27 protein-coding genes are annotated in these 25220 nt (G+C 60.5%); 18 read left to right on the forward strand and 9 right to left on the reverse strand.

What is annotated here, in order from left to right:
- Positions 1–207: 207 nt before the first annotated feature.
- The 4 genes from T3A99_RS14485 to T3A99_RS14500 all read right to left on the reverse strand — a co-directional run bounded on the left by T3A99_RS14485 (position 208) and on the right by T3A99_RS14500 (position 3672).
- Positions 208–699, reverse strand: a complete 492-nt coding sequence (locus T3A99_RS14485) for a GreA/GreB family elongation factor (RefSeq protein WP_047230153.1) — start codon at positions 697–699, stop codon at positions 208–210.
- A gap of 70 nt (positions 700–769) precedes the next feature.
- Positions 770–1123 carry a hypothetical protein gene (locus T3A99_RS14490; RefSeq protein WP_047230154.1) on the reverse strand — a complete coding sequence of 118 codons (354 nt, stop codon included), beginning with the start codon at positions 1121–1123 and terminating at the stop codon, positions 770–772.
- A gap of 117 nt (positions 1124–1240) precedes the next feature.
- Entirely contained in the window at positions 1241–3094 is a 1854-nt protein-coding gene (locus T3A99_RS14495; RefSeq protein WP_047230155.1) for a DUF4105 domain-containing protein, read from the reverse strand.
- Positions 3095–3183: 89 nt separating this feature from the next.
- On the reverse strand, positions 3184–3672 hold the full coding sequence (locus tag T3A99_RS14500; protein ID WP_047230156.1) for a DUF3015 domain-containing protein: 489 nt from the start codon (positions 3670–3672) through the stop codon (positions 3184–3186).
- A 272-nt stretch (positions 3673–3944) separates the two neighbouring features.
- On the opposite strand from T3A99_RS14500, the gene T3A99_RS14505 reads away from it, so the two are divergent.
- The 4 genes from T3A99_RS14505 (at position 3945) to T3A99_RS14520 (ending at position 8515) form a co-directional block, all read left to right on the forward strand.
- On the forward strand, positions 3945–6383 hold the full coding sequence (locus tag T3A99_RS14505; RefSeq protein ID WP_322834504.1) for a Lon protease family protein: 2439 nt from the start codon (positions 3945–3947) through the stop codon (positions 6381–6383).
- A 346-nt stretch (positions 6384–6729) separates the two neighbouring features.
- The gene (locus T3A99_RS14510; protein ID WP_047230158.1) at positions 6730–7071 is read left to right on the forward strand and encodes a hypothetical protein; all 342 of its coding nucleotides are present in this window, start codon (positions 6730–6732) and stop codon (positions 7069–7071) included.
- A gap of 132 nt (positions 7072–7203) precedes the next feature.
- A complete protein-coding gene (locus T3A99_RS14515; protein ID WP_047230159.1) occupies positions 7204–7692 on the forward strand; it encodes a TIGR00645 family protein in 489 nt (162 codons plus the stop codon).
- 205 nt (positions 7693–7897) lie between these two features.
- Complete coding sequence (locus tag T3A99_RS14520; protein WP_025215564.1) at positions 7898–8515, forward strand: FKBP-type peptidyl-prolyl cis-trans isomerase; 618 nt, start codon at positions 7898–7900, stop codon at positions 8513–8515.
- A gap of 127 nt (positions 8516–8642) precedes the next feature.
- Here the strand turns inward: T3A99_RS14520 and T3A99_RS14525 are convergent, their stop codons facing one another.
- The 3 genes from T3A99_RS14525 to T3A99_RS14535 all read right to left on the reverse strand — a co-directional run bounded on the left by T3A99_RS14525 (position 8643) and on the right by T3A99_RS14535 (position 10601).
- Positions 8643–8900, reverse strand: coding sequence for a hypothetical protein (locus T3A99_RS14525; RefSeq protein ID WP_047230160.1), 258 nt, complete (start codon positions 8898–8900; stop codon positions 8643–8645).
- Between the two features lie 202 nt (positions 8901–9102).
- Entirely contained in the window at positions 9103–9444 is a 342-nt protein-coding gene (locus tag T3A99_RS14530; RefSeq protein ID WP_076386396.1) for a zinc ribbon domain-containing protein YjdM, read from the reverse strand.
- A gap of 188 nt (positions 9445–9632) precedes the next feature.
- Positions 9633–10601 (reverse strand): polyprenyl synthetase family protein, encoded by a 969-nt coding sequence (locus tag T3A99_RS14535; protein WP_076386394.1) that lies wholly within the window; start codon positions 10599–10601, stop codon positions 9633–9635.
- A 239-nt stretch (positions 10602–10840) separates the two neighbouring features.
- Here T3A99_RS14535 and rplU point away from each other — a divergent pair, with 239 nt between their 5' ends.
- From rplU to T3A99_RS14560, 5 genes are all read left to right on the forward strand, one after another.
- Positions 10841–11155, forward strand: a complete 315-nt coding sequence (rplU, locus tag T3A99_RS14540) for a 50S ribosomal protein L21 (RefSeq protein ID WP_003176051.1) — start codon at positions 10841–10843, stop codon at positions 11153–11155.
- A gap of 35 nt (positions 11156–11190) precedes the next feature.
- Positions 11191–11448, forward strand: a complete 258-nt coding sequence (gene rpmA / locus T3A99_RS14545) for a 50S ribosomal protein L27 (RefSeq protein ID WP_003205738.1) — start codon at positions 11191–11193, stop codon at positions 11446–11448.
- A 190-nt stretch (positions 11449–11638) separates the two neighbouring features.
- The gene (gene cgtA, locus T3A99_RS14550; protein ID WP_047230163.1) at positions 11639–12862 is read left to right on the forward strand and encodes an Obg family GTPase CgtA; all 1224 of its coding nucleotides are present in this window, start codon (positions 11639–11641) and stop codon (positions 12860–12862) included.
- Between the two features lie 278 nt (positions 12863–13140).
- Positions 13141–14259: a glutamate 5-kinase gene (gene proB / locus T3A99_RS14555; RefSeq protein WP_047230164.1), complete on the forward strand. Its 1119-nt coding sequence runs from the start codon at positions 13141–13143 to the stop codon at positions 14257–14259.
- Positions 14260–14268: 9 nt separating this feature from the next.
- Positions 14269–14733, forward strand: coding sequence for a CreA family protein (locus T3A99_RS14560; RefSeq protein ID WP_076386392.1), 465 nt, complete (start codon positions 14269–14271; stop codon positions 14731–14733).
- Between the two features lie 182 nt (positions 14734–14915).
- Here T3A99_RS14560 and rpsT read toward each other — a convergent pair whose 3' ends face one another.
- Positions 14916–15194 carry a 30S ribosomal protein S20 gene (rpsT, locus tag T3A99_RS14565; RefSeq protein ID WP_003185593.1) on the reverse strand — a complete coding sequence of 93 codons (279 nt, stop codon included), beginning with the start codon at positions 15192–15194 and terminating at the stop codon, positions 14916–14918.
- 254 nt (positions 15195–15448) lie between these two features.
- Here rpsT and murJ point away from each other — a divergent pair, with 254 nt between their 5' ends.
- The 6 genes from murJ (at position 15449) to ispH (ending at position 22967) form a co-directional block, all read left to right on the forward strand.
- Entirely contained in the window at positions 15449–16987 is a 1539-nt protein-coding gene (murJ, locus tag T3A99_RS14570; RefSeq protein ID WP_076386390.1) for a murein biosynthesis integral membrane protein MurJ, read from the forward strand.
- A 130-nt stretch (positions 16988–17117) separates the two neighbouring features.
- Positions 17118–18056 (forward strand): bifunctional riboflavin kinase/FAD synthetase, encoded by a 939-nt coding sequence (gene ribF / locus T3A99_RS14575; protein WP_047230167.1) that lies wholly within the window; start codon positions 17118–17120, stop codon positions 18054–18056.
- 13 nt (positions 18057–18069) lie between these two features.
- Positions 18070–20901, forward strand: coding sequence for an isoleucine--tRNA ligase (gene ileS, locus T3A99_RS14580; protein WP_076386388.1), 2832 nt, complete (start codon positions 18070–18072; stop codon positions 20899–20901).
- Entirely contained in the window at positions 20894–21415 is a 522-nt protein-coding gene (gene lspA / locus T3A99_RS14585; RefSeq protein WP_047230169.1) for a signal peptidase II, read from the forward strand. The genes ileS and lspA overlap by 8 nt, the downstream gene beginning before the upstream one ends.
- Entirely contained in the window at positions 21408–21845 is a 438-nt protein-coding gene (gene fkpB / locus T3A99_RS14590) for an FKBP-type peptidyl-prolyl cis-trans isomerase (RefSeq protein WP_030140281.1), read from the forward strand. The genes lspA and fkpB overlap by 8 nt, the downstream gene beginning before the upstream one ends.
- Positions 21846–22019: 174 nt before the next feature.
- Complete coding sequence (ispH, locus tag T3A99_RS14595) at positions 22020–22967, forward strand: 4-hydroxy-3-methylbut-2-enyl diphosphate reductase (RefSeq protein ID WP_047230171.1); 948 nt, start codon at positions 22020–22022, stop codon at positions 22965–22967.
- Here the strand turns inward: ispH and T3A99_RS14600 are convergent.
- Entirely contained in the window at positions 22944–23459 is a 516-nt protein-coding gene (locus tag T3A99_RS14600) for a GspH/FimT family pseudopilin (RefSeq protein ID WP_076386386.1), read from the reverse strand. The two genes, ispH and T3A99_RS14600, sit on opposite strands and share 24 nt — an antisense overlap.
- A 114-nt stretch (positions 23460–23573) precedes the next feature.
- Between T3A99_RS14600 and T3A99_RS14605 the strand changes: the two genes are divergently transcribed.
- The 3 genes from T3A99_RS14605 to T3A99_RS14615 are packed head-to-tail and all read left to right on the forward strand — an operon-like array spanning position 23574 to position 25215.
- On the forward strand, positions 23574–24047 hold the full coding sequence (locus T3A99_RS14605; RefSeq protein ID WP_047230173.1) for a GspH/FimT family pseudopilin: 474 nt from the start codon (positions 23574–23576) through the stop codon (positions 24045–24047).
- On the forward strand, positions 24044–24505 hold the full coding sequence (gene pilV, locus T3A99_RS14610; RefSeq protein WP_047230174.1) for a type IV pilus modification protein PilV: 462 nt from the start codon (positions 24044–24046) through the stop codon (positions 24503–24505). The genes T3A99_RS14605 and pilV overlap by 4 nt, the downstream gene beginning before the upstream one ends.
- Positions 24502–25215, forward strand: a complete 714-nt coding sequence (locus T3A99_RS14615; protein ID WP_076386381.1) for a PilW family protein — start codon at positions 24502–24504, stop codon at positions 25213–25215. Before pilV ends, T3A99_RS14615 begins: the two co-directional genes overlap by 4 nt.
- Positions 25216–25220: the final 5 nt, after the last annotated feature.

Genomic DNA, 25220 nt, shown 5'->3' on the forward strand with positions numbered 1-25220 from the left:
TCACAAGCTGCACGGTGGGGCTCGCTCCCACAGTGGTTTTGGGTCAGTCACAAGCTGCACGGTGGGGCTCGCTCCCACAGTGGTTTTGGGTCAGTCACAAGCTGCACGGTGGGGCTCGCTCCCACGCTGGTTTTGGGTCAGTCACAAGCTGCACGGTGGGGCGCGATTCCTGTGGGAGCGAGCCTGCTCGCGATGAGGCCGGCAAGATCACCCCGGTTCTATCGCCACCACTTCAATGGTCAAATCCCCCACCGGCCGTTTCCAGATCACTTCATCGCCAACTTTCGTCCCCAGCAACGCCCGCCCCAGCGGCGAGCCCCAATTGACCAGTCCGCTGGCCGCATCGGCCTGATCTTCACCCACCAACTGCACTCGCTGCTCGTGGTCATGCTCATCGACAAAGGTCACCCAATGCCCGATCCGCACCTGATCCAATGAGGTTGGCGTAACGACCTGCGCGCTTTGCAAACGCTGATTGAAATACCGCAGATCCCGTTCGATATCCGCGATTCGCTGCTTGTCCGCCAGTTCTCCCCTGGCCACCTGCTGGCTGTGCAGCGCCTGCAGCTCAGCGACCCGGGCCTGTAATTGGGCGAGTCCGGCGGGCGTGACGTAATTGGGTTGCGCGCTGACCTGGCGTTCGACCGGCTGATCGGCCTGGGCAGCGGCGTTGTCCTCATTGACGAAGGCGCGACTCATGATGTTCTCCTCTATTGGAGTTTGGGCCATGGTCGCAGGCTTTTGGTTTCAGCGGATGTCTGTACGCGACTCACTGTGAGCGATAAGCCCGGGCTGCGTCCTGGTCCTTCTGCTGCTGCCAGGCCCGTTCTCGCTCGTCCCAATGGCGTTCGCGGTAAGCGTTACGCTCCTCACTTTCGCGCATGGCCTGGCATTGACGGAAACCGTCGCTCCAGCCTTCGGCATAGGGAGCGTCCTTGAGATACCGTGGCACGTCCTTCCTGAACTGGCCGGTGATCACGCCGGCTGCCTGCCGGCCGCTGCTGCAACCGTCATCAAAGCCGTCGGCGAATGCCGGAGGGTAACCCCGGGCGATCAGGTTTTCGTGGGTGGTTTCGCAGCCACCGAGCAACATCACCACACTCAGCACCACCGCGCGTCTCATTTTTTTGCATTCCTGCCTGATCCACTCATAAGAGAAGTTTAGAAGTGGATTCGTCAGGCCGATGTGAAAGCGCTGTGATGAATCTGTTCGCTTAGGTGAGTGCGGGGTATGCCCCGATCAATAGTGATACCACTTCACCTCCAGCATCACTTCGTTCTCCGGTGACGCCAGATGGCTGAACTCGCGCTGGGCACTCAGGCGCAGACCGAGGTTGCGTGACAGTTCCCACTGCTGGTTCAGGCTCACGCTACGGCGCACTTCGCCGTTGATGAAATAGTCGCCTTTGGCCTCCAGGCTCAAGTTGCCCAGCGGGTTTTTCCACAGCACGCCAGTGTTGAAGCCTGCGGCCGGAGCGATGAACTGGGCGAAGTCGTTGTTGTGTTCGACCCGCACCGTGCCCAAGGCAAACCCCAGCATGTCGTCACCCAGTGCCCAGGTGCCGCCGGCTCCGCCATTGACGTGGCTGACCAGGGTTTCGTCGTCGTGCTTGCCCGGCACCCGCTCCAGGCCGCCGGTGACTTGCCAGGACAGCGGTTGCAGCAGTTCGTTGCGCGGAGTCAGGGAGCGAATGGTCGCAAGGTCCAGCTGTTGCACCTGCCAGTCATTGCCTTCGTACTGGCGCAGCTTCAGTTGCAGGATCTCGATCTGTGCGCCCAACGGGAAACTCTCGGCGTTGTCGTTGAGGTCGTGATAGGCCATGCGCAGGCCATATTCGCCGAACGCCCGGTCGCCACGAGTGCCGAGGCCAGCCTGCCAGGTGCGCGACTCGTGGCCATCCTCGGGCAGGCCCGGTTGCGGGATGTCGAGTTCCGGCGCGGGGTTCTGGTTGATCGCCCGCAACAGTTCGAAACTGCGCTGGGCGCGCTGTGGGTCGCGTTCCTGGCCGTTGGCGCGGTAGCGCTCCAGGCGATAGGCGGCGTCGATGATCAGCGCCTGGCGAGCGCGAGGCAATGCCTTGAATGCTGAAGTCTGCAGTTGTTTCTGGTCGGCGCTGACTTTCAGCACCCATTGCTGCTCGTCGTCGGTGAGTGGTTCGGCGCGGCTGAGCAGTTCCCGCTCACGGGAGGGCCGGTATTCGATGCTTTCCACCAGCCCGGCTTCTTTCACCGCCTTCACGGTGTCGGTGGGAATCGCCGTCAACGGGAACTGTTCGGTCAGCCGCAGGCTGGGACGGGCCACTTGCAGCAGTTCGAGCAGGCGATAGGAGCAGTTTTCGTCGAAGAAAAAATAGTCGAACTCAATCTGCTTGAGTTCCCACACATGCTCGACCATGCGCTCGGTTTCCACCTGGCTCAGATTGAGGCGGTATTCCCACAGGTCGCGGTTTTCCAGGCTGCGGTACTCGGAGAGCTTTTCCTGATAGGGCACCAGGGCGAACAGGCCCGGGTAACCGCCCATCAGGCCTTTCCAGGCATACAGAATGCTGTTGTCCGAGCCTTCGATATAGGCACCGAAGTTGATCGCATAGCTGAGCAGCGCGGTCTTGTCGCTTTGCACATCGGCCTGGTCGATGCGCAGCAGGGTGTGGCCAAACATCGAAGAAGGGCTGTTCAGGTAGGCGGCCGGAAAAATCATCACCGCGCTGTGGGGCGCGACATCCTTGAACCATTGGGTGAATTCGCTGCAGTCAACCGTCGGCAGATCCGTCAGGTTGAGCTGCGCCTTCAGCCAGCGTGTTCGCGCCGGGTACACACATTGGGCGTGTTGCTGACCAGCACTGGCCGGGCCGTACAGCGCTTGCACCGTGGCGGCCAGTTCGTGGTCGGGATGTTCGTTGCCGTCGGGAGCGAGGAAAAATCTTTTGTCGCTGATATAGCTGCGCCAGCCACCGAGCTTGGCGGTTTCGTAGTGGCCCAGGGAAATCCAGAAACGGTCGTTGGCCAGTTGCTGCAAGCGTTGAGGGTCGACATGAGGTGCGGCGGACAACGGGGCGCACACACAGAGCGCCAGCCAGGCAAGGCGTTTGAGCATAGTTGGCTACTTGGACAATCGAAAAATAAAGACCGGAAGGGGCCCCAAAAAGAAAACCCGCTCCCCGAGAGGAGCGAGTGGTGTCGAGCTTAAGCTGGAGTGGCGTACTTGGCCAGGCGTGGGTCGCTTTTCAGCACGGCCAGGGTGTTGGTATGCACGTCTTCTGCGGTCACATCAGCCTTGCTGAAGATCTGCTGGAAGTGCTCGTGAGTGACAGCGGAGAAATGCGCACGGTCTTCCGGTGCCACGCCCAGTACTACGGCGTAGGTGGTGAGCGCTTCGCCTTGGCCCTTGGCCATGTCTTCGGACAGCTCGTTCATCATGCCATTCATGGCCAGCCAGGACTTGCCACCGTAGGTCAGTGCCGCGTTGGTCGAGCAACCGTTGGTGCCGGATGTCATGCCGAAGGTGGCGTTGCCCGAGGTGCCGTTGGTGGTGGATGCCAGGAAGTGAGCCGGGGTGCCACGCTGACCTTCGAACAGCATGTTGCCCCAGCCGCAATCCGGACCGCCTGGCGCCTGAGCCATGGCGTTGAGGGATACAGCGGTGAAGAGAGTACCGAGAAGAATCCGTTTCATAGCTATGTTCTCTTTTATGTGCATACCAATGGACAGGGTCTGACCCTACAGGCCAGTGGGCCGGTTATTGTTCCAGCCGCGCAATTTGGAGTTTAGGCACGATCCTGGGGTTCCGTGACATTTTGCAAAAAGTAACAGCAGTGTCATGAATTTACGGGCTCGGGCTCAGGGGATGCCCCTGGACTATGCTTTGGCCTGAGGCGCTTCTTGCCAGTCAGGTGCAGGCAGCGCCAGAATGCCGCTATCTGCCCCGCCTGATGTAAGGAAGCCCGATGCCTGATCCTGTTGCTGCCAGCTTGCGTCTAGCGCCCGAAGCGCTGACCCGCCCGTTTTCCGCTGAACAGTTCAGCTTCTCTACCACCAATGATCTGGAACCCTTCCGCGGTGTGCTTGGCCAGGAGCGTGCGGTCGAAGCATTGCAGTTCGGCGTGGCCATGCCGCGCCCCGGTTACAACGTATTTGTCATGGGAGAGCCCGGCACTGGCCGGTTTTCGTTCGTAAAGCGTTATCTCAAGGCCGAAGGCAAGCGTATGCAGACCCCGGCGGACTGGGTCTACGTCAATAATTTCGATGAGCCCCGCGAACCCCGCGCCCTGGAGCTGCCATCGGGGACGGCGGGGGCTTTCATCGCCGACGTCAACGGCCTGATCGACAACCTCCTGGCGACTTTCCCGGCGGTGTTCGAGCATCCGTCCTATCAACAGAAGAAAAGCGCCATCGACCGTGCTTTCAACCAGCGCTACGACCGCGCCCTGGATGTCATCGAGCGCCTGGCGCTGGAGAAGGATGTCGCCCTGTACCGTGACAGCAGCAACATCGCCTTCACGCCGATGAGCGAGGGCAAGGCCCTGGACGAAGCGGAATTCGCCCAGTTGCCGGAGTCCGAGCGCGAGCGTTTTCATGACGACATCTCGGGCCTGGAAGAACGCCTGAACGAAGAGCTCGCCAGCCTGCCGCAGTGGAAGCGCGAGTCCAGCAACCAGTTGCGTCAACTTAACGAAGAAACCATCACCCTGGCCCTGCAACCGTTGCTGGCGCCGCTGTCGGAAAAGTACGCAGAGAACGCCGCGGTCTGCGGTTACTTGCAAGCCATGCAGGTCTACTTGCTCAAAACGGTGGTCGAGCAGTTGGTGGACGACAGCAAGACCGACGCCATTGCCCGCAAGCTCCTGGAGGAGCAATACGCCCCGAGCCTGATGGTAGGGCACCCAACCAGCGGTGGCGCGCCGGTGGTGTTTGAACCGCACCCGACCTACGACAACCTGTTTGGGCGCATTGAATACAGCACTGACCAGGGCGCGCTCTACACCACCTATCGACAACTGCGCCCGGGGGCGTTGCATCGGGCCAACGGTGGTTTCCTGATCCTTGAAGCAGAAAAAATGCTTGGCGAGCCGTTCGTGTGGGATGCACTCAAGCGTGCGCTGCAGTCGCGCAAACTGAAAATGGAGTCACCACTGGGCGAGCTGGGGCGTCTGGCCACGGTCACCTTGACCCCGCAGCACATTCCACTGCAAGTCAAAGTGGTGATCATCGGCGCCCGCCAGCTCTACTACGCCTTGCAGGACCTGGATTCGGACTTCCAGGAAATGTTTCGCGTGCTGGTGGATTTCGACGAAGACATTCCGATGGGGGATGAAAGCCTGGAGCAGTTCGCCCAGTTGCTCAAGACCCGTACTTCGGAGGAGGGCATGGCCCCGTTGACCGCCGATGCGGTGGCGCGCCTGGCCACCTACAGTGCGCGCCTGGCCGAACATCAGGGGCGTTTGTCGGCGCGGATTGGCGATCTTTTCCAACTGGTCAGCGAGGCGGATTTCATTCGTCAGTTGGCCGGTGACGAGATGACCGACGCCGGTCACATCGAACGCGCCCTCAAGGCCAAGGCCACCCGTACCGGGCGCGTCTCGGCGCGGATTCTCGACGACATGCTGGCGGGGATCATCCTGATCGACACCGACGGCGCGGCTGTGGGCAAGTGCAACGGCTTGACGGTGCTGGAGGTGGGGGATTCGGCGTTCGGCGTGCCGGCGCGGATTTCCGCCACGGTCTACCCCGGCGGCAGCGGCATCGTCGACATCGAGCGAGAGGTCAACCTCGGCCAGCCGATCCACTCCAAGGGCGTGATGATCCTCACCGGTTACCTGGGCAGCCGGTACGCCCAGGAGTTTCCTCTGGCGATCTCGGCCAGCATCGCCCTGGAGCAATCCTACGGCTACGTGGACGGCGACAGCGCGTCCCTGGGGGAAGCGTGTACGCTGATTTCTGCCTTGTCGAAGACGCCGCTCAAGCAGTGTTTCGCTATCACCGGCTCGATCAACCAGTTCGGTGAAGTGCAGGCGGTGGGCGGGGTCAACGAGAAGATCGAAGGCTTCTTCCGCCTCTGCGAAGCCCGTGGGCTGACCGGCGAGCAGGGGGCGATCATCCCCCAGGCCAACGTCGCCACCCTGATGCTCGACGAGAAGGTGCTCGCCGCCGTGCGCGCCGGGCAGTTCCATGTTTATGCGGTGCGCCAGGCCGACGAAGCCCTGAGCCTGCTGGTGGGTGAGCCTGCCGGCGAGCCGGATGAAAATGGTGAGTTCCCCGAAGGGAGCGTCAATGCCCGGGTGGTGGAACGGCTGCGGGTGATCGCGGAGATGATCAGCGAAGACGACATCAAGGAAGCGGAAAAGGAACTGGCGCAACAGGCGCTGGCGGAGGCCAAGCCGGCTTGATGCGTTCCAGGTCGGAGTAAGTCAATGTGGGAGCGAGCTTTGTGGGAGCAAAGCTTGCTCGCGATAGCGGTTTTACAGCCAACAGAGGTGTTGTCTGTGACGACGTCATCGCGAGCGAGCTTTGCTCCCACAGGCTCGCTCCCACAATTGTTTGTGGTGATGGCTAAAAAGTGCCACCACTTTGGCGTCAATATTCACACTATGACCATTCGGCGCATTCTGGTCTCGGCGGGACTTGCGGCCGGAACTTTTCTTCTATCCTCAGTTCAAGGATAACGAGAGCCATCATCGGATCGAAACAGCCTTGTCCTGAGGCTGAATACCGGATCTATCGAGGGGCGCCGCCATGTCGCGCAACCTTTGCCTCACTCGTCAATGCCTGGGCCTTGTGACCCGTATCGAATGCGCCATCCGTCCGCTGGCGGGAGATACCGGTATGTGGACCTTGCTCTTCGCCGCCGGAATGGCTGGCGAACAACCTTCGGCCATCAAGGCCCAAGGCCCTTTTCCCGGCCCGAATGCCGCTGAGTCCATTCTCGACACCATTGTGCAAAGCCTGACAACGCATGGTTATGAGCTGGCCGACGACCCGCAGATCTGGTGCCTGCACATGCAGGCCCAATTGCGGGAAATCAATGGAGGCCGTTGTCGCAGCGTCGACGGCTTCGAGTTTCGCCCGTTGCATTGAAAGCCGTCATCGTGCGGGCGCTGGCAGTACGGTTTAGCTCCAAGGGCTGAAGTCGCGGATGGGCCTGGCGTTTATGACCCAGGTCGTGACTGATATACTCGCCGCGATTTTTCAGCCCTGGTGTGAGACTCAATGGAACGCTTTATCGAAAATGCAATGTACGCCTCCCGTTGGCTGCTGGCGCCGATCTATTTCGGGCTGTCCCTCGGCTTGCTGGCCCTGGCCCTGAAGTTCTTCCAGGAAGTCTTTCACATCATTCCCAATGTGTTTGCCATGGCCGAATCCGAGCTGATTCTGGTGCTGCTGTCGCTGATCGACATGGCGCTGGTGGGCGGCCTGTTGGTGATGGTGATGATTTCCGGCTACGAGAACTTCGTCTCGCAACTGGACATCGATTCCGACAAGGAAAAGCTCAACTGGCTCGGGACCATGGATTCGTCCTCGCTGAAAATGAAGGTTGCGGCCTCGATCGTTGCCATTTCCTCGATTCACCTGCTGCGCATCTTCATGGATGCCAAGAACGTCGATCCCGAGCACCTGATGTGGTACGTGATCATCCACATGACCTTCGTGGTTTCGGCGTTTGCCATGGGTTACCTGGATAAACTGACCAAGCACTGAGGTCCGTTCATCGCTGCGGCGCACCGCCCGTCTGTTGCAAAGCAGGCGGGCGTTGTCGTTTCTGGTGGCGGCGCTTTGATCAGGGGGCTCGTCACCCGCTGCGGCATCTGTGCTAGTCTGCTCGCCCTTTTGGTTCCGGGCGCTCCGGGAGGCGCTGTGTCAAGCACGGCAAATTCCCGAGCCGTCCGCACAGCGGAGCAGCATCATGTCCGAAGTTAACCTGTCCACCGACGAAACCCGCGTCAGCTACGGCATTGGCCGTCAGTTGGGCGACCAACTGCGCGACAACCCGCCACCGGGCGTGAGCCTGGACGCAATCCTGGCTGGCCTGACCGACGCCTTCGCCGGCAAGCCGAGCCGTGTGGGCCAGGACGAGATGTCCGCCAGCTTCAAAGTCATTCGCGAAATCATGCAGGCCGAAGCTGCCGCCAAGGCAGAAGCCGCCGCTGGCGAAGGTCGTGCATTCCTGGCTGAAAACGCCAAGCGCGAAGGCATCACCACCCTGGCCTCGGGTCTGCAATTTGAAGTGCTGACTCAGGGCGAAGGCGCCAAGCCGAGCCGTGAAGACCAGGTGCGTACCCATTACCATGGCACTCTGATCGACGGCACTGTGTTCGACAGCTCCTACGATCGTGGCCAGCCTGCCGAATTCCCGGTGGGTGGCGTGATCCCAGGCTGGACCGAAGCCTTGCAATTGATGAACGCCGGCAGCAAATGGCGTTTGTACGTGCCAAGCGAACTGGCCTACGGCGCTCAAGGCGTTGGCAGCATTCCGCCGCACAGCGTACTGGTGTTTGACGTCGAGCTGTTGGACGTTCTGTAAGGCATCAACGCTTAAGCAGGCTTTTGTGGGAGCGAGCCTGCTCGCGATGACGGTCGGTCAGTCAATATTGATGTTGAGTGTCACACCGCTATCGCGAGCAGGCTCGCTCCCACAGGGTTTGCGCGCTTCATCCATGAAACCTGCCATTGAAATCCGCCGTAGGGCGCAACGCCCGGGCGTAACAGAACAGGAACAGATTGCGCACCAGTTCCTTGAGCACCAGCGGCTCGCTGGAATTGAGGCTGTTGAGGTCCAGATCCCCCTGGTCCTGCAGTTCGTTCAGGGCTTCTTCTTCAAGCACCGCACAGACTTCCCCGGTTTCCCGATGCAGGATTCTCAGGTAAGGGTGTGGGCGGTCCAGCCAGGCATCGATCAAATAAGTCATGGTTCTCATCTCCTTGATGGGCGTTATGAGAATAATTCTTATTCGCTAAATAGCAAGGCTCTATTGGTGTTCGAATTGTTTTTCTGACGGTGGGTTGCGGCAGCTCAATCGGCTCGCGCTTGGCTCGGAGGCGTAAACGGGGGGTGGAGCGGGGAGGGTGAAGCACCATCCCACGCGGGGCGTGGGATGGAATACGCACGGCTCAGACTTTTCTGACGAACTCGGACTTGAGCTTCATCGGGCCGATGCCGTCGATCTTGCAGTCGATGTCGTGATCACCATCGCACAAACGGATGTTCTTGACCTTGGTGCCCACCTTGACCACCAGCGACGTGCCTTTGACCTTCAGGTCCTTGATCACGGTGATGGTGTCGCCGTCCTGCAGGACATTGCCGACCGAATCCTTCTTCACCGTCTCATCGGACGCCGTTTCAGCTTCACCGCTGGCAGACCATTCGTGGGCACACTCCGGGCAGACCAGTTGAGTACCGTCTTCGTAGGTGTATTCGGAATTGCATTTCGGGCAGGGAGGCAACGTGCTCACTAAGGTTCCTTGGGTATCAGGAGGGTAAAAGGGCGCACATTATATAGGGTTTTAGGCCGCGAAGGGCAGGGCAGTGAAATACCCTTGTGGGAGCGAGCTTGCTCGCGATAGCTGTCTGCCAATCAGCATCAAGCTTACTGACCCAACGCTATCGCGAGCAAGCTCGCTCCCACAGGGGCTTCATGCCATCAATGGGTGCGAGCCACCGCAAACTCGCTCAGTTCCACCAACGCATCGCGGTATTCGCTGGCCGGCAGGGCGTCGAGGCATTTGATTGCGCGGGCGACGTAGTCGCGGGCCAGTTTTGCGGTGTAGTCCAGCGAGCCGGAGGCTTCAACCGCTTCCCGGATGCTCTCCAGGTCTTCGATCCCGCCTTTCTGGATCGCCTGGCGTACCAGTGCCGCCTGCTCAGGAGTGCCTTCGCGCATGGTGTAGATCAGCGGCAGGGTCGGCTTGCCTTCGGCCAGGTCGTCCCCGACGTTCTTGCCCAAAGTCTCGGCGTCGCCCTTGTAGTCCAGCAGGTCGTCCACCAACTGGAAGGCCACGCCCAGGTGATCGCCAAAGGTGCGCAACGCTTCGCTTTGCTCGGCGCTGGCGCCGGCCAGGGCGGCGGCGCTGTGGGTCGAGGCTTCGAAGAGCATCGCCGTCTTGCCGCGGATGACTTCCATGTAGGTTTCTTCCGTGGTGCTGGCGTCGCGCACCTTGGACAGCTGCAGCACTTCGCCTTCGGCGATGATGCGCGTGGCCTGGGACAGGATCTTCATCACCGGCATCGAGCCCAGCTCGACCATCATTTCGAACGAGCGCGAATACAGGAAGTCGCCCACCAGCACGCTTGGGGCGTTGCCCCACATGGCGTTGGCGGTCGAGCGGCCGCGGCGCATGCCGGACATGTCGACCACGTCGTCATGCAGCAGGGTCGCGGTGTGCAGGAATTCGATGGTGGCGGCCAGCAGGCGCATGTCGTCGCCTTCGCGGCCCAGGGCCTTGCCACACAACAGCACCAACAAAGGACGCAGGCGTTTGCCCCCGGCCGAAGTAATGTAATCGCCGATTTTCGATACCAGCGGCACTCGGGAAGTCAGCTGCTTCTTGATGATGCCGTCGACGGCGCTAAAATCGTCCGCCACCGCGCGGTAGAAAGCTTGGGGTTGCATCAGCGACAGGTGCTCCAGAAGGGTTGCGCGGCATGCTAGGACCCACGCCTGGGCCTGTCAAGGCGCGATGGACGGCCTCTTGCAAGGCGCTTGCGGCTTGCGTACAATCGCGCACCCTGAACTTCCTGGGCAGCACCTGCCTTACGCAATTGCATCCGGGCCTTCCAGCCCATGCAGCCATGCCAGCCAATACCTCTTCTTATAAAGCGCTGGGTGAGCAGGATTATCGGAGAAATACCATGTCGTACGCAGTAATTGTTACTGGTGGCAAGCAATACAAGGTCGCCCCAGGTGAATACCTGAAGATCGAAAAACTGGAAATCGCTACTGGCGAATCCGTGACTTTTGATCGCGTTCTGTTGGTCGCCAATGGCGATGACGTGAATATCGGCGCTCCAGTCGTTGCTGGCGCTACCGTTGTGGCTGAAGTGATCTCCCAAGGTCGTCACGATAAAGTCCGCATCATCAAGTTCCGTCGCCGTAAGCACCACATGAAGCGTATGGGCCACCGCCAGTGGTACACCGAGATCAAAATCACCGGTATTCAGGCTTAATTTCAGCCTAATTCCTCACTAGGAGAATTGAACTCATGGCACACAAAAAAGCTGGTGGTAGTACCCGTAACGGTCGCGACTCAGAAGCCAAACGCCTTGGCGTCAAGATGTATGGCGGCCAGGCTATCAAAGCGGGCAACATCATCGTGCGTCAGCGCGGCACCCAATTCCACGCTGGCTACGGCGTAGGCATGGGTAAGGATCACACCCTCTTCGCTAAAGTCGAAGGCGTGATCAAGTTCGAAGTAAAAGGCGCCTTCGGTCGTCGTTACGTAAGCGTTATCGCAGCTTAATTGCGAGACCGCTGGAAAAGCCCTGTCTTGCGACGGGGCTTTTTCGTTTGTGGGGTGAGTCTCTTGCAAAACTGTTTGTATGGGCTGTCGGCGCTGCGGTTGGGGCGTGTCATCAGGTCGCTGCGCTCATTTTTGCAAGAGTCTTATGTCTTGTTTTTTTGGCTCGTCCGTATGGCGAGAGGCGTGTGTCATGAAGTTTGTTGATGAAGTATCGATTCGAGTAAAGGCCGGCGACGGCGGCAATGGTTGCATGAGTTTCCGTCGAGAAAAATTCATTGAGAACGGTGGTCCGAACGGTGGTGATGGCGGCGATGGCGGCTCGATCTACATGCTCGCCGACGAAAACCTCAACACCCTGGTGGACTACCGTTATACCCGTCACTTCGATGCCGAGCGTGGCTCCAACGGCGGCAGCACCGACTGCACCGGCAAAAAGGGCGAAGACCTGATCCTGCGCGTGCCGGTCGGCACCACGGTGATCGACTCCGCCACCCAGGAAGTCATTGGCGACCTGACCAAGGCTGGCCAGCGTCTGCTGGTGGCCCATGGTGGCTGGCACGGTCTGGGTAACACCCGTTTCAAGTCCAGTACCAACCGTGCGCCGCGCCAGACCACGCCAGGCAAGCCAGGCGAGCAGCGTGACCTGAAGCTGGAAATGAAAGTGCTGGCCGACGTGGGCCTGCTGGGTCTGCCGAACGCCGGCAAGAGCACCTTCATTCGCTCGGTATCGGCAGCCAAGCCGAAAGTCGCCGATTATCCGTTCACCACCCTGGTGCCGAACCTGGGCGTGGTCAGTGTCGACCGCTGGAAGAGCTTTGTGGTTGCGGACATTCCGGGGCTGATCGAAGGTGCTTCCGATGGTGCTGGCCTGGGGATTCGCTTCCTCAAGCACTTGTCCCGTACCCGGTTGTTGTTGCACCTGGTGGACATGGCGCCGCTGGATGAAACCAGTGCTGCTGATGCGGCTGAAGTCATTGTCAGCGAGCTGACCAAGTTCAGCCCGGCCCTGGCAGAGCGTGATCGCTGGTTGGTGCTGAACAAGTGCGACCAGATCCTCGAAGAAGAGCACGAGGAGCGGGTCAAGGAAATCGTTGATCGCCTGGAGTGGGAAGGTCCGGTCTACGTGATCTCGGCCATTGCCAAAGAAGGCACCGAGCGCCTGTGCCACGACATCATGCGTTACATGGAAGATCGTGCCGATCGCCTGGCCAATGACCCTGCCTACAAGGAAGAGTTGGCCGAGCTCGATCAGCGTATCGAAGACGAGGCGCGTGCTCAGTTGCAGGCGCTGGATGATCAGCGTGCCCTGCGTCGCAGCGGCGTGAAGTCGGTCCATGACATCGGTGACGACGATTGGGACGAAGAGGATGTGGATGACGAAGACGGTCCGGAAATCATCTACGTTCGCGACTGATCGTGTGCTGATGTCACTCAGTTGAAGCCAGGACCTGTGGGAGCGAGCTTGCTCGCGATAGCGGTGTGACAGCCGGTATCAATATTGCTGACCCAATGCAATCGCGAGCAAGCTCGCTCCCACAGGTTTAAGTGTTTCAGCGCGGTGTTATCATCGCAACCAGCCAGTTCCCAAGGCGCCGCTCATTCGAGCGGCGTTTTGGTATCTGTAAAACGCAAATACGAATAATCCCATGGGCGGTGCTGGGTCGCGCCGTTCGCTGGCAAAGGTTGAAGATGATGCGGAGCAAGGTGACGGGTGCGCAGCGCTGGGTCGTGAAGATCGGCAGCGCATTGCTGACGGCGGATGGCAAGGGCCTGGATCGCAAGGCAATGGCGGTGTGGGTCGAGCAGATGGTGGCTTTGCATGAGGCTGGCGTCGAACTGGTCTTGGTCTCTTCGGGGGCTGTAGCCGCTGGCATGAGCCGGTTGGGCTGGACATCGCGACCCAGCGCGATGCACGAGTTGCAGGCCGCTGCCGCCATCGGTCAGATGGGGCTGGTGCAGGCCTGGGAGTCGAGCTTTGCCGAGCACGGTCGCCATACGGCGCAGATCCTGCTGACCCATGACGACCTGTCCGACCGCAAGCGCTACCTCAATGCTCGCAGCACCTTGCGTGCGCTGGTCGAGCTGAAAGTCATCCCGGTGATCAACGAAAACGACACTGTGGTTACCGACGAGATTCGTTTCGGCGACAACGACACCCTGGCCGCGTTAGTGGCGAACCTGGTGGAAGCGGACCTGCTGGTGATTCTCACGGATCGCGACGGCATGTTCGACGCCGACCCGCGCAACAATCCTGATGCCAAGCTGATCTACGAAGCCCGTGCCGATGATCCGGCGCTGGACGCGGTGGCAGGCGGTACCGGTGGTGCGCTGGGGCGTGGCGGCATGCAGACCAAGCTGCGCGCCGCCCGTCTGGCTGCTCGCTCCGGGGCTCACACCATCATTGTCGGTGGTCGGCTGGAGCGAGTGCTGGATCGCCTGAAGGCGGGCGAGCGCATCGGCACATTGTTGTCCCCTGAGCGCGGCATGCTGGCGGCGCGCAAGCAATGGCTGGCCGGGCATCTGCAAACCCGTGGCACGCTGGTGCTGGATGCGGGGGCGGTGTCGGCGCTGTCCCAAGGCAATAAAAGTCTGCTGCCGGTGGGCGTGAAGCTGGTCCAGGGCAGTTTTCGTCGCGGCGAAATGGTGGTGTGCGTGGCGCCGGATGGTCGCGAAATCGCTCGCGGCCTGGCCAACTACAGCGCGCTCGAAGCACAAAAAATCATCGGTCAATCGTCTGATGCGATTGTCGGTCTGTTGGGTTACATGGCCGAGCCAGAGCTGGTTCACCGTGACAACCTGATTCTCGTCTAAGGAAAAATCATGGGTTTGGCAAAAGGATTGATCGGCTTGCTGGTGGCATTGCCGCTGCTGGCCTCGGCCGAGGAAATTGGCCAAGTGTCGACGGTGTTCAAGTTTGTCGGGCCAAATGACCGGATCGTCGTTGAGGCCTTCGATGATCCGAAGGTGGACGGGGTGACGTGTTATCTGTCCCGGGCCAAGACCGGTGGTGTGAAGGGCGGCCTGGGTCTGGCTGAGGATCGCGCCGAGGCATCCATTGCCTGCCGCCAGGTCGGCCCCATCAGCTTCAAGGGGGAGCTCAAGGACGGCGAGGAGGTGTTCAGGGAGCGCACGTCGTTGGTATTCAAGACCATGCAGGTGGTGCGCTTCCTCGACAAGAAGCGTAATACGCTGGTGTACCTGGTCTACAGCGACCGTGTGATCGAAGGCAGTCCGCAGAATGCGGTGACGGCGATCCCGATCCTGCCGTGGGCTCGTACCCAATAACCTGAGGCAAATCCCAGTGTGGGAGCGAGCCTGCTCGCGATAGCTATATAACAGTCAACTTGTATTGAGTGTTAGTCAGCTATCGCGAGCAGGCTCGCTCCCACATTTTTTTGCGGTATGTGTGGTAAATCCCAGGCAATAAAAAACCGACCCTAAGGTCGGTTTTTTAACGAGCGCGTCGCTTAGGCAGCAGCGGCAACGTTCAGGGCCTTTACGTGGCCATTCAGGCGGCTCTTATGGCGAGCAGCCTTGTTCTTGTGGATGATGCCTTTATCGGCCATACGGTCGATAACTGGCACAGCCAGAACGTAAGCAGCTTGTGCTTTTTCAGCGTCTTTTGCGTCGATGGCCTTAACTACGTTTTTGATGTAGGTACGGACCATGGAACGCAGGCTGGCGTTGTGGCTGCGACGCTTCTCAGCCTGTTTTGCACGTTTTTTGGCGGAAGGTGTGTTGGCCACCGTCGAGCTCCTCGAAAGACTTTTTAGGAAATAGCAAACAAAATAGGCCGCGAATCATGCCGATGAGTTGATGTCTTGTCAAGGGCGGGTGACGCGTTCCGCTGAATGGCAGGTACAACGCACCGGATGATTTCTTTCCGGCGTGCGACCTGTAAACTCGCGGGCTTTGGCTCTGCACTGTTTAGCGGCGCGGAGTATCGCATAAGTGGGCGCGTTGTTCGCCTGCTGTTTATCGACAGGCAAAAACTCTTTTCATGAATCTGCTCAAATCGTTGGCTGCCGTCAGCTCTATCACGATGCTTTCACGCGTCCTGGGGTTCGTTCGTGACACGCTGATCGCTCGGATATTCGGTGCCGGGATGGCCACCGACGCCTTCTTCATCGCCTTCAAGTTGCCCAATCTGTTGCGGCGAATCTTCGCCGAAGGGGCGTTTTCCCAGGCATTCGTACCGATCCTGGCGGAATATAAAAGCCAGAAAGGCGACGAAGCGACCCGCACGTTCATTGCCTACGTCACGGGTTTGCTGACGCTGGTGCTGGCGCTGGTTACGGTCGCCGGCATGCTCGCCGCGCCCTGGGTGATCTGGGCCACGGCACCGGGTTTTACCGATACCCCGGAAAAATTCCAGCTCACCTCGGACCTGTTGCGGGTGACCTTTCCTTATATATTGCTGATTTCCCTGTCGTCCCTGGCCGGGGCGATCCTCAATACCTGGAACCGTTTCTCGGTGCCGGCCTTCGTGCCGACCCTGCTCAACGTCAGCATGATCGTCTTTGCGGTGTTCCTGACGCCGTACTTCGACCCGCCGGTGATGGCACTTGGTTGGGCGGTGCTGGTGGGTGGCCTGGCGCAGTTGCTGTATCAGCTGCCTCACCTGAAGAAAATCGGCATGCTGGTGCTGCCGCGCCTGAATCTGCGCGACAGCGGCGTGTGGCGGGTGATGAAGCAGATGTTGCCGGCGATCCTCGGGGTTTCGGTGAGTCAGATTTCCCTGATCATCAACACCATTTTCGCCTCGTTCCTGGTGGCCGGCTCGGTGTCGTGGATGTACTACGCCGACCGCCTCATGGAGTTGCCGTCCGGCGTGTTGGGCGTGGCCCTGGGCACGATCCTGTTGCCGACCCTGGCCAAGACCTACGCCAGCCAGGACCGCCAGGAATACTCGCGCATCCTCGACTGGGGCCTGCGCCTGTGCTTCGTGCTGGTGTTGCCTTGTGCCCTGGCGCTGGGCATCCTGGCTGAGCCGTTGACCGTCTCGTTGTTCCAGTACGGCCAGTTCAACGCTTTTGACGCGCTGATGACCCAGCGGGCACTGATCGCTTACTCGGTGGGCTTGCTCGGGATCATTGTGATCAAGGTGCTGGCGCCAGGCTTCTACGCCCAGCAGAACATTCGCACGCCGGTGAAAATCGCCATTTTTACCCTGGTGATGACCCAATTGTTCAACCTGTTGCTGATCGGCCCGCTGGCCCACGCTGGCCTGGCCCTGGCGATCAGTGCCGGCGCGTGCCTCAACGCCGGGCTGCTGTTTTACCAACTGCGCAAGCAGAAGATGTATCAGCCGCAGCCGGGCTGGGGCAAGTTCGGCCTCAAGCTGCTGGTGGCCGTGGGGGTGATGTCGGCGGTGCTGCTGGGGGCGATGCATTTCATGCCAGCCTGGGGTGAAGGACAGATGCTCGAGCGTTTCCTGCGCCTGGGTGTACTGGTCGCGGCGGGTGTGGTGGCGTATTTCGGCATGCTGCTGCTGATGGGCTTTCGCCTGCGCGACTTCAACCGCAAGGGCTTGAGCTGAGGGGTTTACCCTCGATAATCCCGGGCCGGGCAGTGGTTTTGTCGGCTCGATCACTTTGGGTTACGGTGTTGCCTGTCGTCGGCCGCCGGGTGTGGTTATAATCGGCCACTTTATGAGCAAGAAGCGCGTTATGCAGCTGGTTCGAGGCCTCCACAACCTGCGCCCCCAGCATCGGGGCTGTGTCGCCACTATTGGCAACTTTGACGGTGTTCACCGTGGCCACCAGGCTATCCTGGCGCGGTTGCGCGAGCGTGCCCAGGAATTGGGCGTGCCCAGTTGCGTGGTGATCTTCGAGCCGCAACCCCGGGAATTTTTCGCCCCGGACACCGCGCCGGCCCGTCTGGCCCGGCTGCGGGACAAGCTGCATCTGCTGGCCGCCGAAGGCGTCGACCGGGTCTTGTGCCTGGCCTTCAATCAGCGCCTGAGCAAACTCAGTGCCGCCGAATTCGTCGAGACCATCCTGGTGGGCGGTCTGGACATAAAACATCTGGAAGTCGGTGATGATTTCCGTTTCGGCTGCGACCGGGCAGGGGATTTCGATTACCTGCAACAGGCCGGCAAGGCCCGGGGCTTTACCGTCGAAGCGGCGCAGACCGTCGAGATGGACGGCATGCGCGTCAGCAGTACCCAGGTCCGCAATGCCCTGGCGGCTGCCGACTTCGAATTGGCCGAGCGTTTGCTCGGCCGGCCGTACCGGATTGCCGGACGGATCCTGCACGGGCAGAAACTGGCGCGCCAACTGGGCACGCCGACGGCCAACGTGCAACTCAAGCGTCGTCGTGTACCGCTGACCGGGGTGTTCCTGGTGAGTGTCGAGATCGACGGCAAGACCTGGCCCGGTGTCGCCAATATCGGCGTCCGGCCCACGGTCCAGGGGGATGGCAAGGCCCACCTCGAAGTACATGTTCTGGATTTTGCCGGCGATCTGTATGACCGGCGTTTGACGGTGGTTTTCCACCAAAAGCTGCGTGAAGAGCAGCGTTTTGCCTCTCTGGAGGCGCTCAAGACGGCGATCCATGCAGATATCGCCGCCGCCCGTGCCCTTGTCGCAACCAGCGCCAATCGCTAATGAAGAGCCTTAAATGACCGACTATAAAGCCACGCTAAACCTTCCGGACACCGCCTTCCCTATGAAGGCCGGCCTGCCTCAGCGCGAACCACAGATTCTGCAGCGTTGGGACAGCATTGGCCTGTACGGAAAGTTGCGCGAGATTGGCAAGGATCGTCCGAAGTTCGTCCTGCACGACGGCCCTCCGTACGCCAACGGCACGATCCACATCGGTCACGCGCTGAACAAGATTCTCAAGGACATGATCGTGCGCTCCAAGACCCTGTCGGGTTTCGACGCGCCGTATATCCCGGGCTGGGATTGCCATGGCCTGCCGATCGAGCACAAGGTTGAAGTGACCCACGGCAAGAACCTGGGCGCGGACAAGACCCGCGAATTGTGCCGTGCCTACGCCACCGAGCAGATCGAAGGGCAGAAGTCCGAATTCATCCGCCTCGGCGTGCTGGGCGACTTCGCCAACCCTTACAAGACCATGGACTTCAAAAACGAAGCCGGCGAAATCCGGGCCTTGGCGAAAATCGTCGAGGGCGGCTTTGTGTTCAAGGGCCTCAAGCCCGTGAACTGGTGCTTCGATTGCGGTTCGGCCTTGGCCGAGGCAGAAGTCGAGTACGAAAACAAGAAGTCGTCGACCATCGACGTCGCGTTCCCGATCGCCGATGAAGACAAGCTCGCCGCCGCTTTCGGCCTGGGCAAGCTGAGCAAACCGGCGTCGATCGTGATCTGGACCACCACCCCGTGGACCATCCCGGCCAACCAGGCGTTGAACGTTCACCCGGAATTCAACTACGCCCTGGTCGATGTTGGCGACAAGCTGCTGGTATTGGCCGAAGAACTGGTCGAGTCCTGCCTGGCCCGCTACAACCTCGAAGGCTCGGTGCTGGCTACCGCGCCAGGTTCGACGCTGGAACTGATCAATTTCCGTCATCCGTTCTATGACCGCCTGTCGCCGGTGTACCTGGCCGACTACGTGGAGCTGGGCGCAGGTACTGGTGTGGTTCACTCCGCGCCGGCCTATGGCGTTGACGACTTCGTGACCTGCAAGAAGTACGGCATGGTCAACGACGACATCCTCAACCCGGTACAGAGCAATGGCGTGTACGTGCCGTCGCTGGAGTTCTTTGGCGGCCAGTTCATCTGGAAAGCCAACCCGGCCATCGTCGACAAGCTGACCGAAGTCGGCGCGCTGCTGCACACCACCGTCATCGAACACAGCTACATGCACTGCTGGCGCCACAAGACTCCGCTGATCTACCGCGCCACTGCGCAGTGGTTCATCGGCATGGACAAGCAGCCAGCCACTGGCGACACCCTGCGCCAGCGCTCCCTCAAAGCCATCGAGGACACCAAGTTCGTGCCGGCCTGGGGCCAGGCGCGCCTGCACTCGATGATCGCCAACCGTCCTGACTGGTGCATCTCCCGCCAGCGCAACTGGGGCGTGCCGATCCCGTTCTTCCTGAACAAGGAAAGCGGCGAACTGCACCCACGCACCGTCGAGCTGATGGAAGAGGTGGCCAAGCGCGTCGAAGTCGAAGGCATCGAAGCCTGGTTCAAGATGGACGCCGCCGAACTGTTGGGCGACGAAGCGCCGCTGTACGACAAGATCAGCGACACCCTGGACGTCTGGTTCGATTCCGGCACCACTCACTGGCATGTGCTGCGTGGCTCGCACCCGATGGGCCATGAAGCCGGTCCGCGTGCTGACCTGTACCTGGAAGGTTCGGACCAGCACCGCGGCTGGTTCCACTCCTCGTTGCTGACCGGTTGCGCCATCGACAACCACGCACCGTATCGCGAGTTGCTGACCCACGGCTTCACCGTCGATGAGTCCGGCCGCAAGATGTCCAAGTCCCTGGGCAACGTGATCGCCCCGCAGAAGGTCAACGACACCCTGGGCGCCGACATCATGCGCTTGTGGGTCGCCTCCACCGACTATTCCGGGGAGATGGCCGTTTCCGAGCAGATCCTGCAGCGCAGCGCGGACGCCTACCGGCGGATCCGTAACACCGCGCGCTTCCTGCTCTCGAACCTGACCGGTTTCAACCCGGCCACCGACCTGCTGCCGGCCGAAGAAATGCTCGCGCTGGACCGCTGGGCCGTGGACCGTACCCTGCTGCTGCAACGCGAATTGCAGGAGCATTACGGTGAGTACCGTTTCTGGAACGTCTACTCCAAGATCCACAACTTCTGCGTGCAGGAGCTGGGTGGTTTCTACCTCGACATCATCAAGGACCGTCAGTACACCACTGGCGCCAACAGCAAGGCGCGCCGTTCGTGCCAGACCGCGCTGTTCCACATCAGCGAAGCGCTGGTGCGCTGGATCGCGCCGATCCTGGCATTTACCGCCGACGAGCTGTGGCAGTACCTGCCGGGCGAGCGCAACGAGTCGGTGATGCTCAACACCTGGTACGAAGGCCTGACCGAACTGCCGCAAGGTTTCGAGCTGGACCGTACCTATTGGGACCGGATCATGGCGGTCAAGGCGGCGGTCAACAAGGAAATGGAGATCCAGCGCGCGGCCAAGGCCGTCGGTGGCAACCTGCAGGCCGAAGTGACGCTCTACGCCGAAGAAGCCCTGAGTGCCGATCTGGCCAAGCTGAGCAACGAGCTGCGTTTCGTGCTGATCACTTCCACCGCCAGTGTCGCACCGTTGGTGCAGGCGCCGGCCGATGCGGTCGTCACTGAAGTCAGCGGCCTGAAGCTGAAGATCGTCAAGTCGAACCACACCAAGTGTGCCCGTTGCTGGCACTGCCGCGAAGACGTCGGCGTGAATCCGGAGCATCCGGAGATCTGCGGCCGTTGCGTCGACAACATCAGCGGCACTGGTGAGGTTCGTCACTATGCCTAGTGCGTCTAACGTGGCGAGCCGTTTCGGCCGGCTGAGCTGGCTGTGGTTGAGCTTGCTGGTGCTGGTCATTGACCAGGCCAGCAAGTTCCACTTCGAAAACTCGCTGACCATGTACCAGCAGATCGTGGTCATCCCCGACTACTTCAGCTGGACCCTGGCTTACAACACGGGCGCGGCGTTCAGCTTCCTGGCCGACAGTTCGGGCTGGCAGCGCTGGCTGTTCGCCCTGATCGCTGTCGTGGTCAGCGGCGTGCTGGTGGTCTGGCTCAAACGCCTGGGTCGCGATGAGACCTGGCTGGCCGTGGCGCTGGCATTGGTGCTTGGGGGCGCGCTGGGCAATCTTTATGACCGGATTGCCTTGGGCCACGTGATCGATTTCATCCTGGTGCATTGGCAGAACCGCTGGTATTTCCCGGCGTTCAACTTTGCCGACAGCGCCATCACCGTGGGCGCCGTAATGCTCGCCCTGGACATGTTCAAGAGCAAGAAACCCGGAGAAGCCGTCCATGACTGAGCAGCGTATCGCTCAAAACACTGAAGTGAAGCTTCACTTCGCCCTGCACCTGGAAAACGGCGACACCGTCGACAGCACCTTTGACAAGGCTCCGGCCGTGTTCAAGGTTGGCGACGGCAACCTGCTGCCGGGCTTCGAGGCGGCGATCTTCGGTTTCAAGGCCGGTGACAAGCGCACCGTGGTGGTTCCACCGGAAAACGCCTTTGGTCAGCCCAACCCGCAAAACGTGCAGACCATGCCACGCTCGCAGTTCCAGGACATGGAACTGTCCGAAGGGTTGCTGGTGATCTTCAACGATGCGGCCAATACCGAACTGCCGGGCGTGGTGAAGGCGTTCGACGACGCCCAGGTGACCGTGGACTTCAACCATCCGTTGGCGGGCAAGACCTTGAACTTCGAAGTGGAAATCCTCGAAGTGAAGGCGGTTTAAGGTTTAACAGGCAGTTCCTGCTGCCACCCGATTCACTGTGGGAGCGAGCTTGCTCGCGATAGCGTCGGATCAGTCAATATTGACGTTGACTGATATACCGTCATCGCGAGCAAGCTCGCTCCCACACTGGATTGCCCTGATTCAATTTCTTGCGCGCAAGACACGAGGCACAGCATGCAAATCAAACTCGCCAACCCCCGTGGCTTCTGCGCCGGCGTGGACCGGGCGATCGAAATCGTCAACCGCGCCCTGGAAGTCTTCGGGCCGCCCATCTATGTGCGCCATGAAGTGGTCCACAACAAATTTGTCGTCGAAGACCTGCGTAGCCGCGGGGCGATCTTCGTCGAGGAACTGGACCAGGTGCCAGACGACGTCATCGTGATCTTCAGTGCCCACGGGGTTTCCCAGGCAGTGCGTACCGAAGCCGCCGGCCGTGGCCTGAAGGTATTCGACGCGACCTGCCCCTTGGTGACCAAGGTCCATATCGAAGTGGCCCGTTACAGCCGTGACGGTCGTGAGTGCATCCTGATCGGCCACGAGGGCCATCCGGAAGTCGAAGGCACCATGGGCCAGTACGACGCCAGCAATGGTGGCGCGATCTACCTGGTCGAGGATGAAGAGGACGTCGCCGCCCTTCAGGTGCGTAACCCGGAAAAGCTGGCGTTTGTCACCCAGACCACCCTGTCCATGGACGATACCAGTCGAGTGATCGACGCCCTGCGTGCGCGCTTCCCGGCCATCGGTGGGCCACGCAAGGATGACATCTGCTACGCCACCCAGAATCGTCAGGATGCGGTCAAGCAACTGGCCGACGAGTGTGATGTCGTGCTGGTAGTCGGTAGCCCGAACAGCTCCAACTCCAATCGCCTGCGTGAGCTGGCCGAGCGCATGTCCACTCCGGCGTACCTGATCGACGGCGCTGAAGACATGCAGCGCAGCTGGTTTGACGGCGTCGAGCGTATCGGCATTACCGCCGGTGCTTCAGCGCCGGAAGTGTTGGTGCGCGGCGTGATCCAGCAACTGCAGGCCTGGGGGGCAACCGGTGCCGATGAATTGTCCGGTCGCGAGGAGAACGTCACCTTCTCCATGCCCAAGGAACTACGCGTGCGCTCCTTGCTTTGAGTCCATTTCGCACAAGGCCTGCTCGGTTTTCTCGCTGCGCAGGCTGACGCGGCCGCTGCGCGACAGGACCACCTGGTGGTGACTGACCGGCTTATGGTGTGCACAAACGTGTAACGTTCCCGCCTGAAATGCGCCGCTGGGCAGGAGCGGCTCCCCCTGGCTTGCGAATCTCACCGAGTGTTTTACCGGCCCGTTGCCAATGATTCGAGCATGGCGGCTGTGCTGCGTCAGCAGTGGCTGGTCATCGCCGTCCAGCATGATTTGCCAGCCCAGGCTCCAATCGTTGTCTATTCCTTGAATCGTCACTGTCCGATTGCGCGTGATTGCTTCGCTGCGGGCGCTGCGCAGACCGCTGGCCAGCAGCCGTGCGGCGTCGTCGCGGTCAGTGGATTCCACCAGGGCTTTGTATCCGGAACCGGCCCACGGCAGAACAATCGCGGCAATCGCCAGTCCCATGAGCAGTTCGATCAGGCTAAAGCCCTGTTGATACATGACGTCTCCTCCCTGGAGAGCTTGTTGTAGAGAGGGAGCAAGCTCCCTCGCCACAGGCAGTCGTTTGTTCTAGCGTGTAGAAGCAGGTATAGCCAATGGCGACGGAGGGCATCGATGGATCTTCGTACAAAAGGTTTCACGCTGATTGAGGTGCTGGTCGCCCTTGGCGTGCTGCTGCTCCTGATCACCCTGGCGGTACCGGCCCTTACCGGTTCGGTGCAGGGCACCAAGGCCGATACCGATATTGACGACCTGCGCCGGGCACTGAACTTCGCCCGGATGACGGCGATCGACCGTGGTGTCACCACACGGATTCGCCCCACGGTCCAGGGCAGCGTATGGAGCAGCGAGCTGACGGTGTATGACAGTACTGGCGCTGAGCCCAATGTATTGCGGGTTGTTCCAGCGATGAGCAGCGGCGCGACTCTGACGCTAACCTCAGACGTGACCAGCATTGATTTCAACAACCTCGGCGGGTTGTCGGCACCGGCCACGCCGGTGACTTTCAATTATGTAAGGGGGGCGCAGAGCAGGACACTGAGTGTTTGCCTCAATGGACGAATCGTATTGGGTGGAAGTTGCGGATGAAGGGTTGCAGTAAACAGGCACAGGATGGCATGACACTGATCGAGGTGCTGGTGGCGGTGCTGATTCTTGGCGTGGGCTTGCTGGGAGCGGCGATGGTTCAGCTCAATGCCCTCAAATATACCGACAGCTCGCGCATGACCAGCCAGGCCAGCTTCATCGCCTACGACATGCTCGACCGCATTCGTGCCAACTCCGGCGCCGATTACACGGTTACGCCGCCCAGTTCACCCAATCTCAACGTAGCCCGGGACCAGGATCTCTACGATTTCAAGACCAACATCGTCAGCTTCGGCGGCGCCACGGCCACCGGCACTGTTGCGCTGCACCAGCGGGTCTACACCATTACCATCTCCTGGGATGACGCCCGGGCCGCCAACACGACCAACGCCGCCGAGGCGCGACGCAGTTTCGTGCTGACCAGTCGCGTCGCCGTCGACCCACCCGGGGCGACGCCATGAACAGGCATTGCCGGGGATTCGGCCTGATTGAGCTGATGATCGCTTTGGTGCTCAGCCTGATTGTCGTGCTGGGTGTGGTGCAGATTTTCATCGCCGCCAAAAACACCTACGTCAGCCAGGGTGCGGCGGCGGTGATGCAGGAGGATGCGCGGTTCGCTCTGAGCAAGATGGTCCAGGAGCTTCGTATGGTGGGCATGTTCGGTTGCCTGGAGACCGTCCTCGACGCGTCCTCGGCGGGGGATTTCAATGCCAGCAAGGTCACGCCGATCAGCTGGGACAATGCCAATCTGAAGCTGACCCTGGTGACGACGGATGTCGGCAACAGCGGCGGCGTGCCGACCTGGACCGTCATCTCGGATTGTCGCAACACGGCGACCGCCTATACCGGGGCGCGGCTACCGGCGGCCGGGCAAATGGCGTTTCCGATACGGCGGCTGGTCTACAGTTTCAGCAATAACCAGTTGTTGATGGGCACCGGGGCTGGCAACCCGACCCAGGCGGTGCTGGTGGATAACGTCCGGGCATTCGATGTGACATTTGGGGTGGCCAGCAGCGCGACAGACATCGCGGCATCGAGCTACAGCCGCAACCCGAGCAATCCGGCCCTGATCCGCAGCGTGCGCCTGACCCTCACGCTCTTTGATCCGAAGAACAACGTGCGTGAGCAGACCTTCAACGTGGTTGCCGCTTTGCGCAACCGGCTTCTGTGAGGGCG

It is taken from the genome of Pseudomonas sp. N-137 (assembly GCF_034555295.1).
GTDB classification, from domain to species: domain Bacteria; phylum Pseudomonadota; class Gammaproteobacteria; order Pseudomonadales; family Pseudomonadaceae; genus Aquipseudomonas; species Aquipseudomonas rhizophila.

Coding starts and splice junctions, on each gene's coding strand:
- T3A99_RS14490 (WP_047230154.1), bottom strand. CDS start 1,123: ATGAGACGCGCGGTGGTGCTGAGTGTGGTGATGTTGCTCGGTGGCTGC.
- T3A99_RS14560 (WP_076386392.1), top strand. CDS start 14,269: ATGGGTTTGGCAAAAGGATTGATCGGCTTGCTGGTGGCATTGCCGCTG.
- T3A99_RS14500 (WP_047230156.1), bottom strand. CDS start 3,672: ATGAAACGGATTCTTCTCGGTACTCTCTTCACCGCTGTATCCCTCAAC.
- T3A99_RS14510 (WP_047230158.1), top strand. CDS start 6,730: ATGTCGCGCAACCTTTGCCTCACTCGTCAATGCCTGGGCCTTGTGACC.
- T3A99_RS14615 (WP_076386381.1), top strand. CDS start 24,502: ATGAACAGGCATTGCCGGGGATTCGGCCTGATTGAGCTGATGATCGCT.
- T3A99_RS14495 (WP_047230155.1), bottom strand. CDS start 3,094: ATGCTCAAACGCCTTGCCTGGCTGGCGCTCTGTGTGTGCGCCCCGTTG.
- fkpB (WP_030140281.1), top strand. CDS start 21,408: ATGACTGAGCAGCGTATCGCTCAAAACACTGAAGTGAAGCTTCACTTC.
- T3A99_RS14515 (WP_047230159.1), top strand. CDS start 7,204: ATGGAACGCTTTATCGAAAATGCAATGTACGCCTCCCGTTGGCTGCTG.
- T3A99_RS14600 (WP_076386386.1), bottom strand. CDS start 23,459: ATGTATCAACAGGGCTTTAGCCTGATCGAACTGCTCATGGGACTGGCG.
- ileS (WP_076386388.1), top strand. CDS start 18,070: ATGACCGACTATAAAGCCACGCTAAACCTTCCGGACACCGCCTTCCCT.
- T3A99_RS14505 (WP_322834504.1), top strand. CDS start 3,945: ATGCCTGATCCTGTTGCTGCCAGCTTGCGTCTAGCGCCCGAAGCGCTG.
- murJ (WP_076386390.1), top strand. CDS start 15,449: ATGAATCTGCTCAAATCGTTGGCTGCCGTCAGCTCTATCACGATGCTT.
- T3A99_RS14520 (WP_025215564.1), top strand. CDS start 7,898: ATGTCCGAAGTTAACCTGTCCACCGACGAAACCCGCGTCAGCTACGGC.
- cgtA (WP_047230163.1), top strand. CDS start 11,639: ATGAAGTTTGTTGATGAAGTATCGATTCGAGTAAAGGCCGGCGACGGC.
- T3A99_RS14525 (WP_047230160.1), bottom strand. CDS start 8,900: ATGACTTATTTGATCGATGCCTGGCTGGACCGCCCACACCCTTACCTG.
- T3A99_RS14605 (WP_047230173.1), top strand. CDS start 23,574: ATGGATCTTCGTACAAAAGGTTTCACGCTGATTGAGGTGCTGGTCGCC.
- ispH (WP_047230171.1), top strand. CDS start 22,020: ATGCAAATCAAACTCGCCAACCCCCGTGGCTTCTGCGCCGGCGTGGAC.
- pilV (WP_047230174.1), top strand. CDS start 24,044: ATGAAGGGTTGCAGTAAACAGGCACAGGATGGCATGACACTGATCGAG.
- ribF (WP_047230167.1), top strand. CDS start 17,118: ATGCAGCTGGTTCGAGGCCTCCACAACCTGCGCCCCCAGCATCGGGGC.
- rplU (WP_003176051.1), top strand. CDS start 10,841: ATGTCGTACGCAGTAATTGTTACTGGTGGCAAGCAATACAAGGTCGCC.
- T3A99_RS14535 (WP_076386394.1), bottom strand. CDS start 10,601: ATGCAACCCCAAGCTTTCTACCGCGCGGTGGCGGACGATTTTAGCGCC.
- lspA (WP_047230169.1), top strand. CDS start 20,894: ATGCCTAGTGCGTCTAACGTGGCGAGCCGTTTCGGCCGGCTGAGCTGG.
- T3A99_RS14485 (WP_047230153.1), bottom strand. CDS start 699: ATGAGTCGCGCCTTCGTCAATGAGGACAACGCCGCTGCCCAGGCCGAT.
- rpmA (WP_003205738.1), top strand. CDS start 11,191: ATGGCACACAAAAAAGCTGGTGGTAGTACCCGTAACGGTCGCGACTCA.
- proB (WP_047230164.1), top strand. CDS start 13,141: ATGCGGAGCAAGGTGACGGGTGCGCAGCGCTGGGTCGTGAAGATCGGC.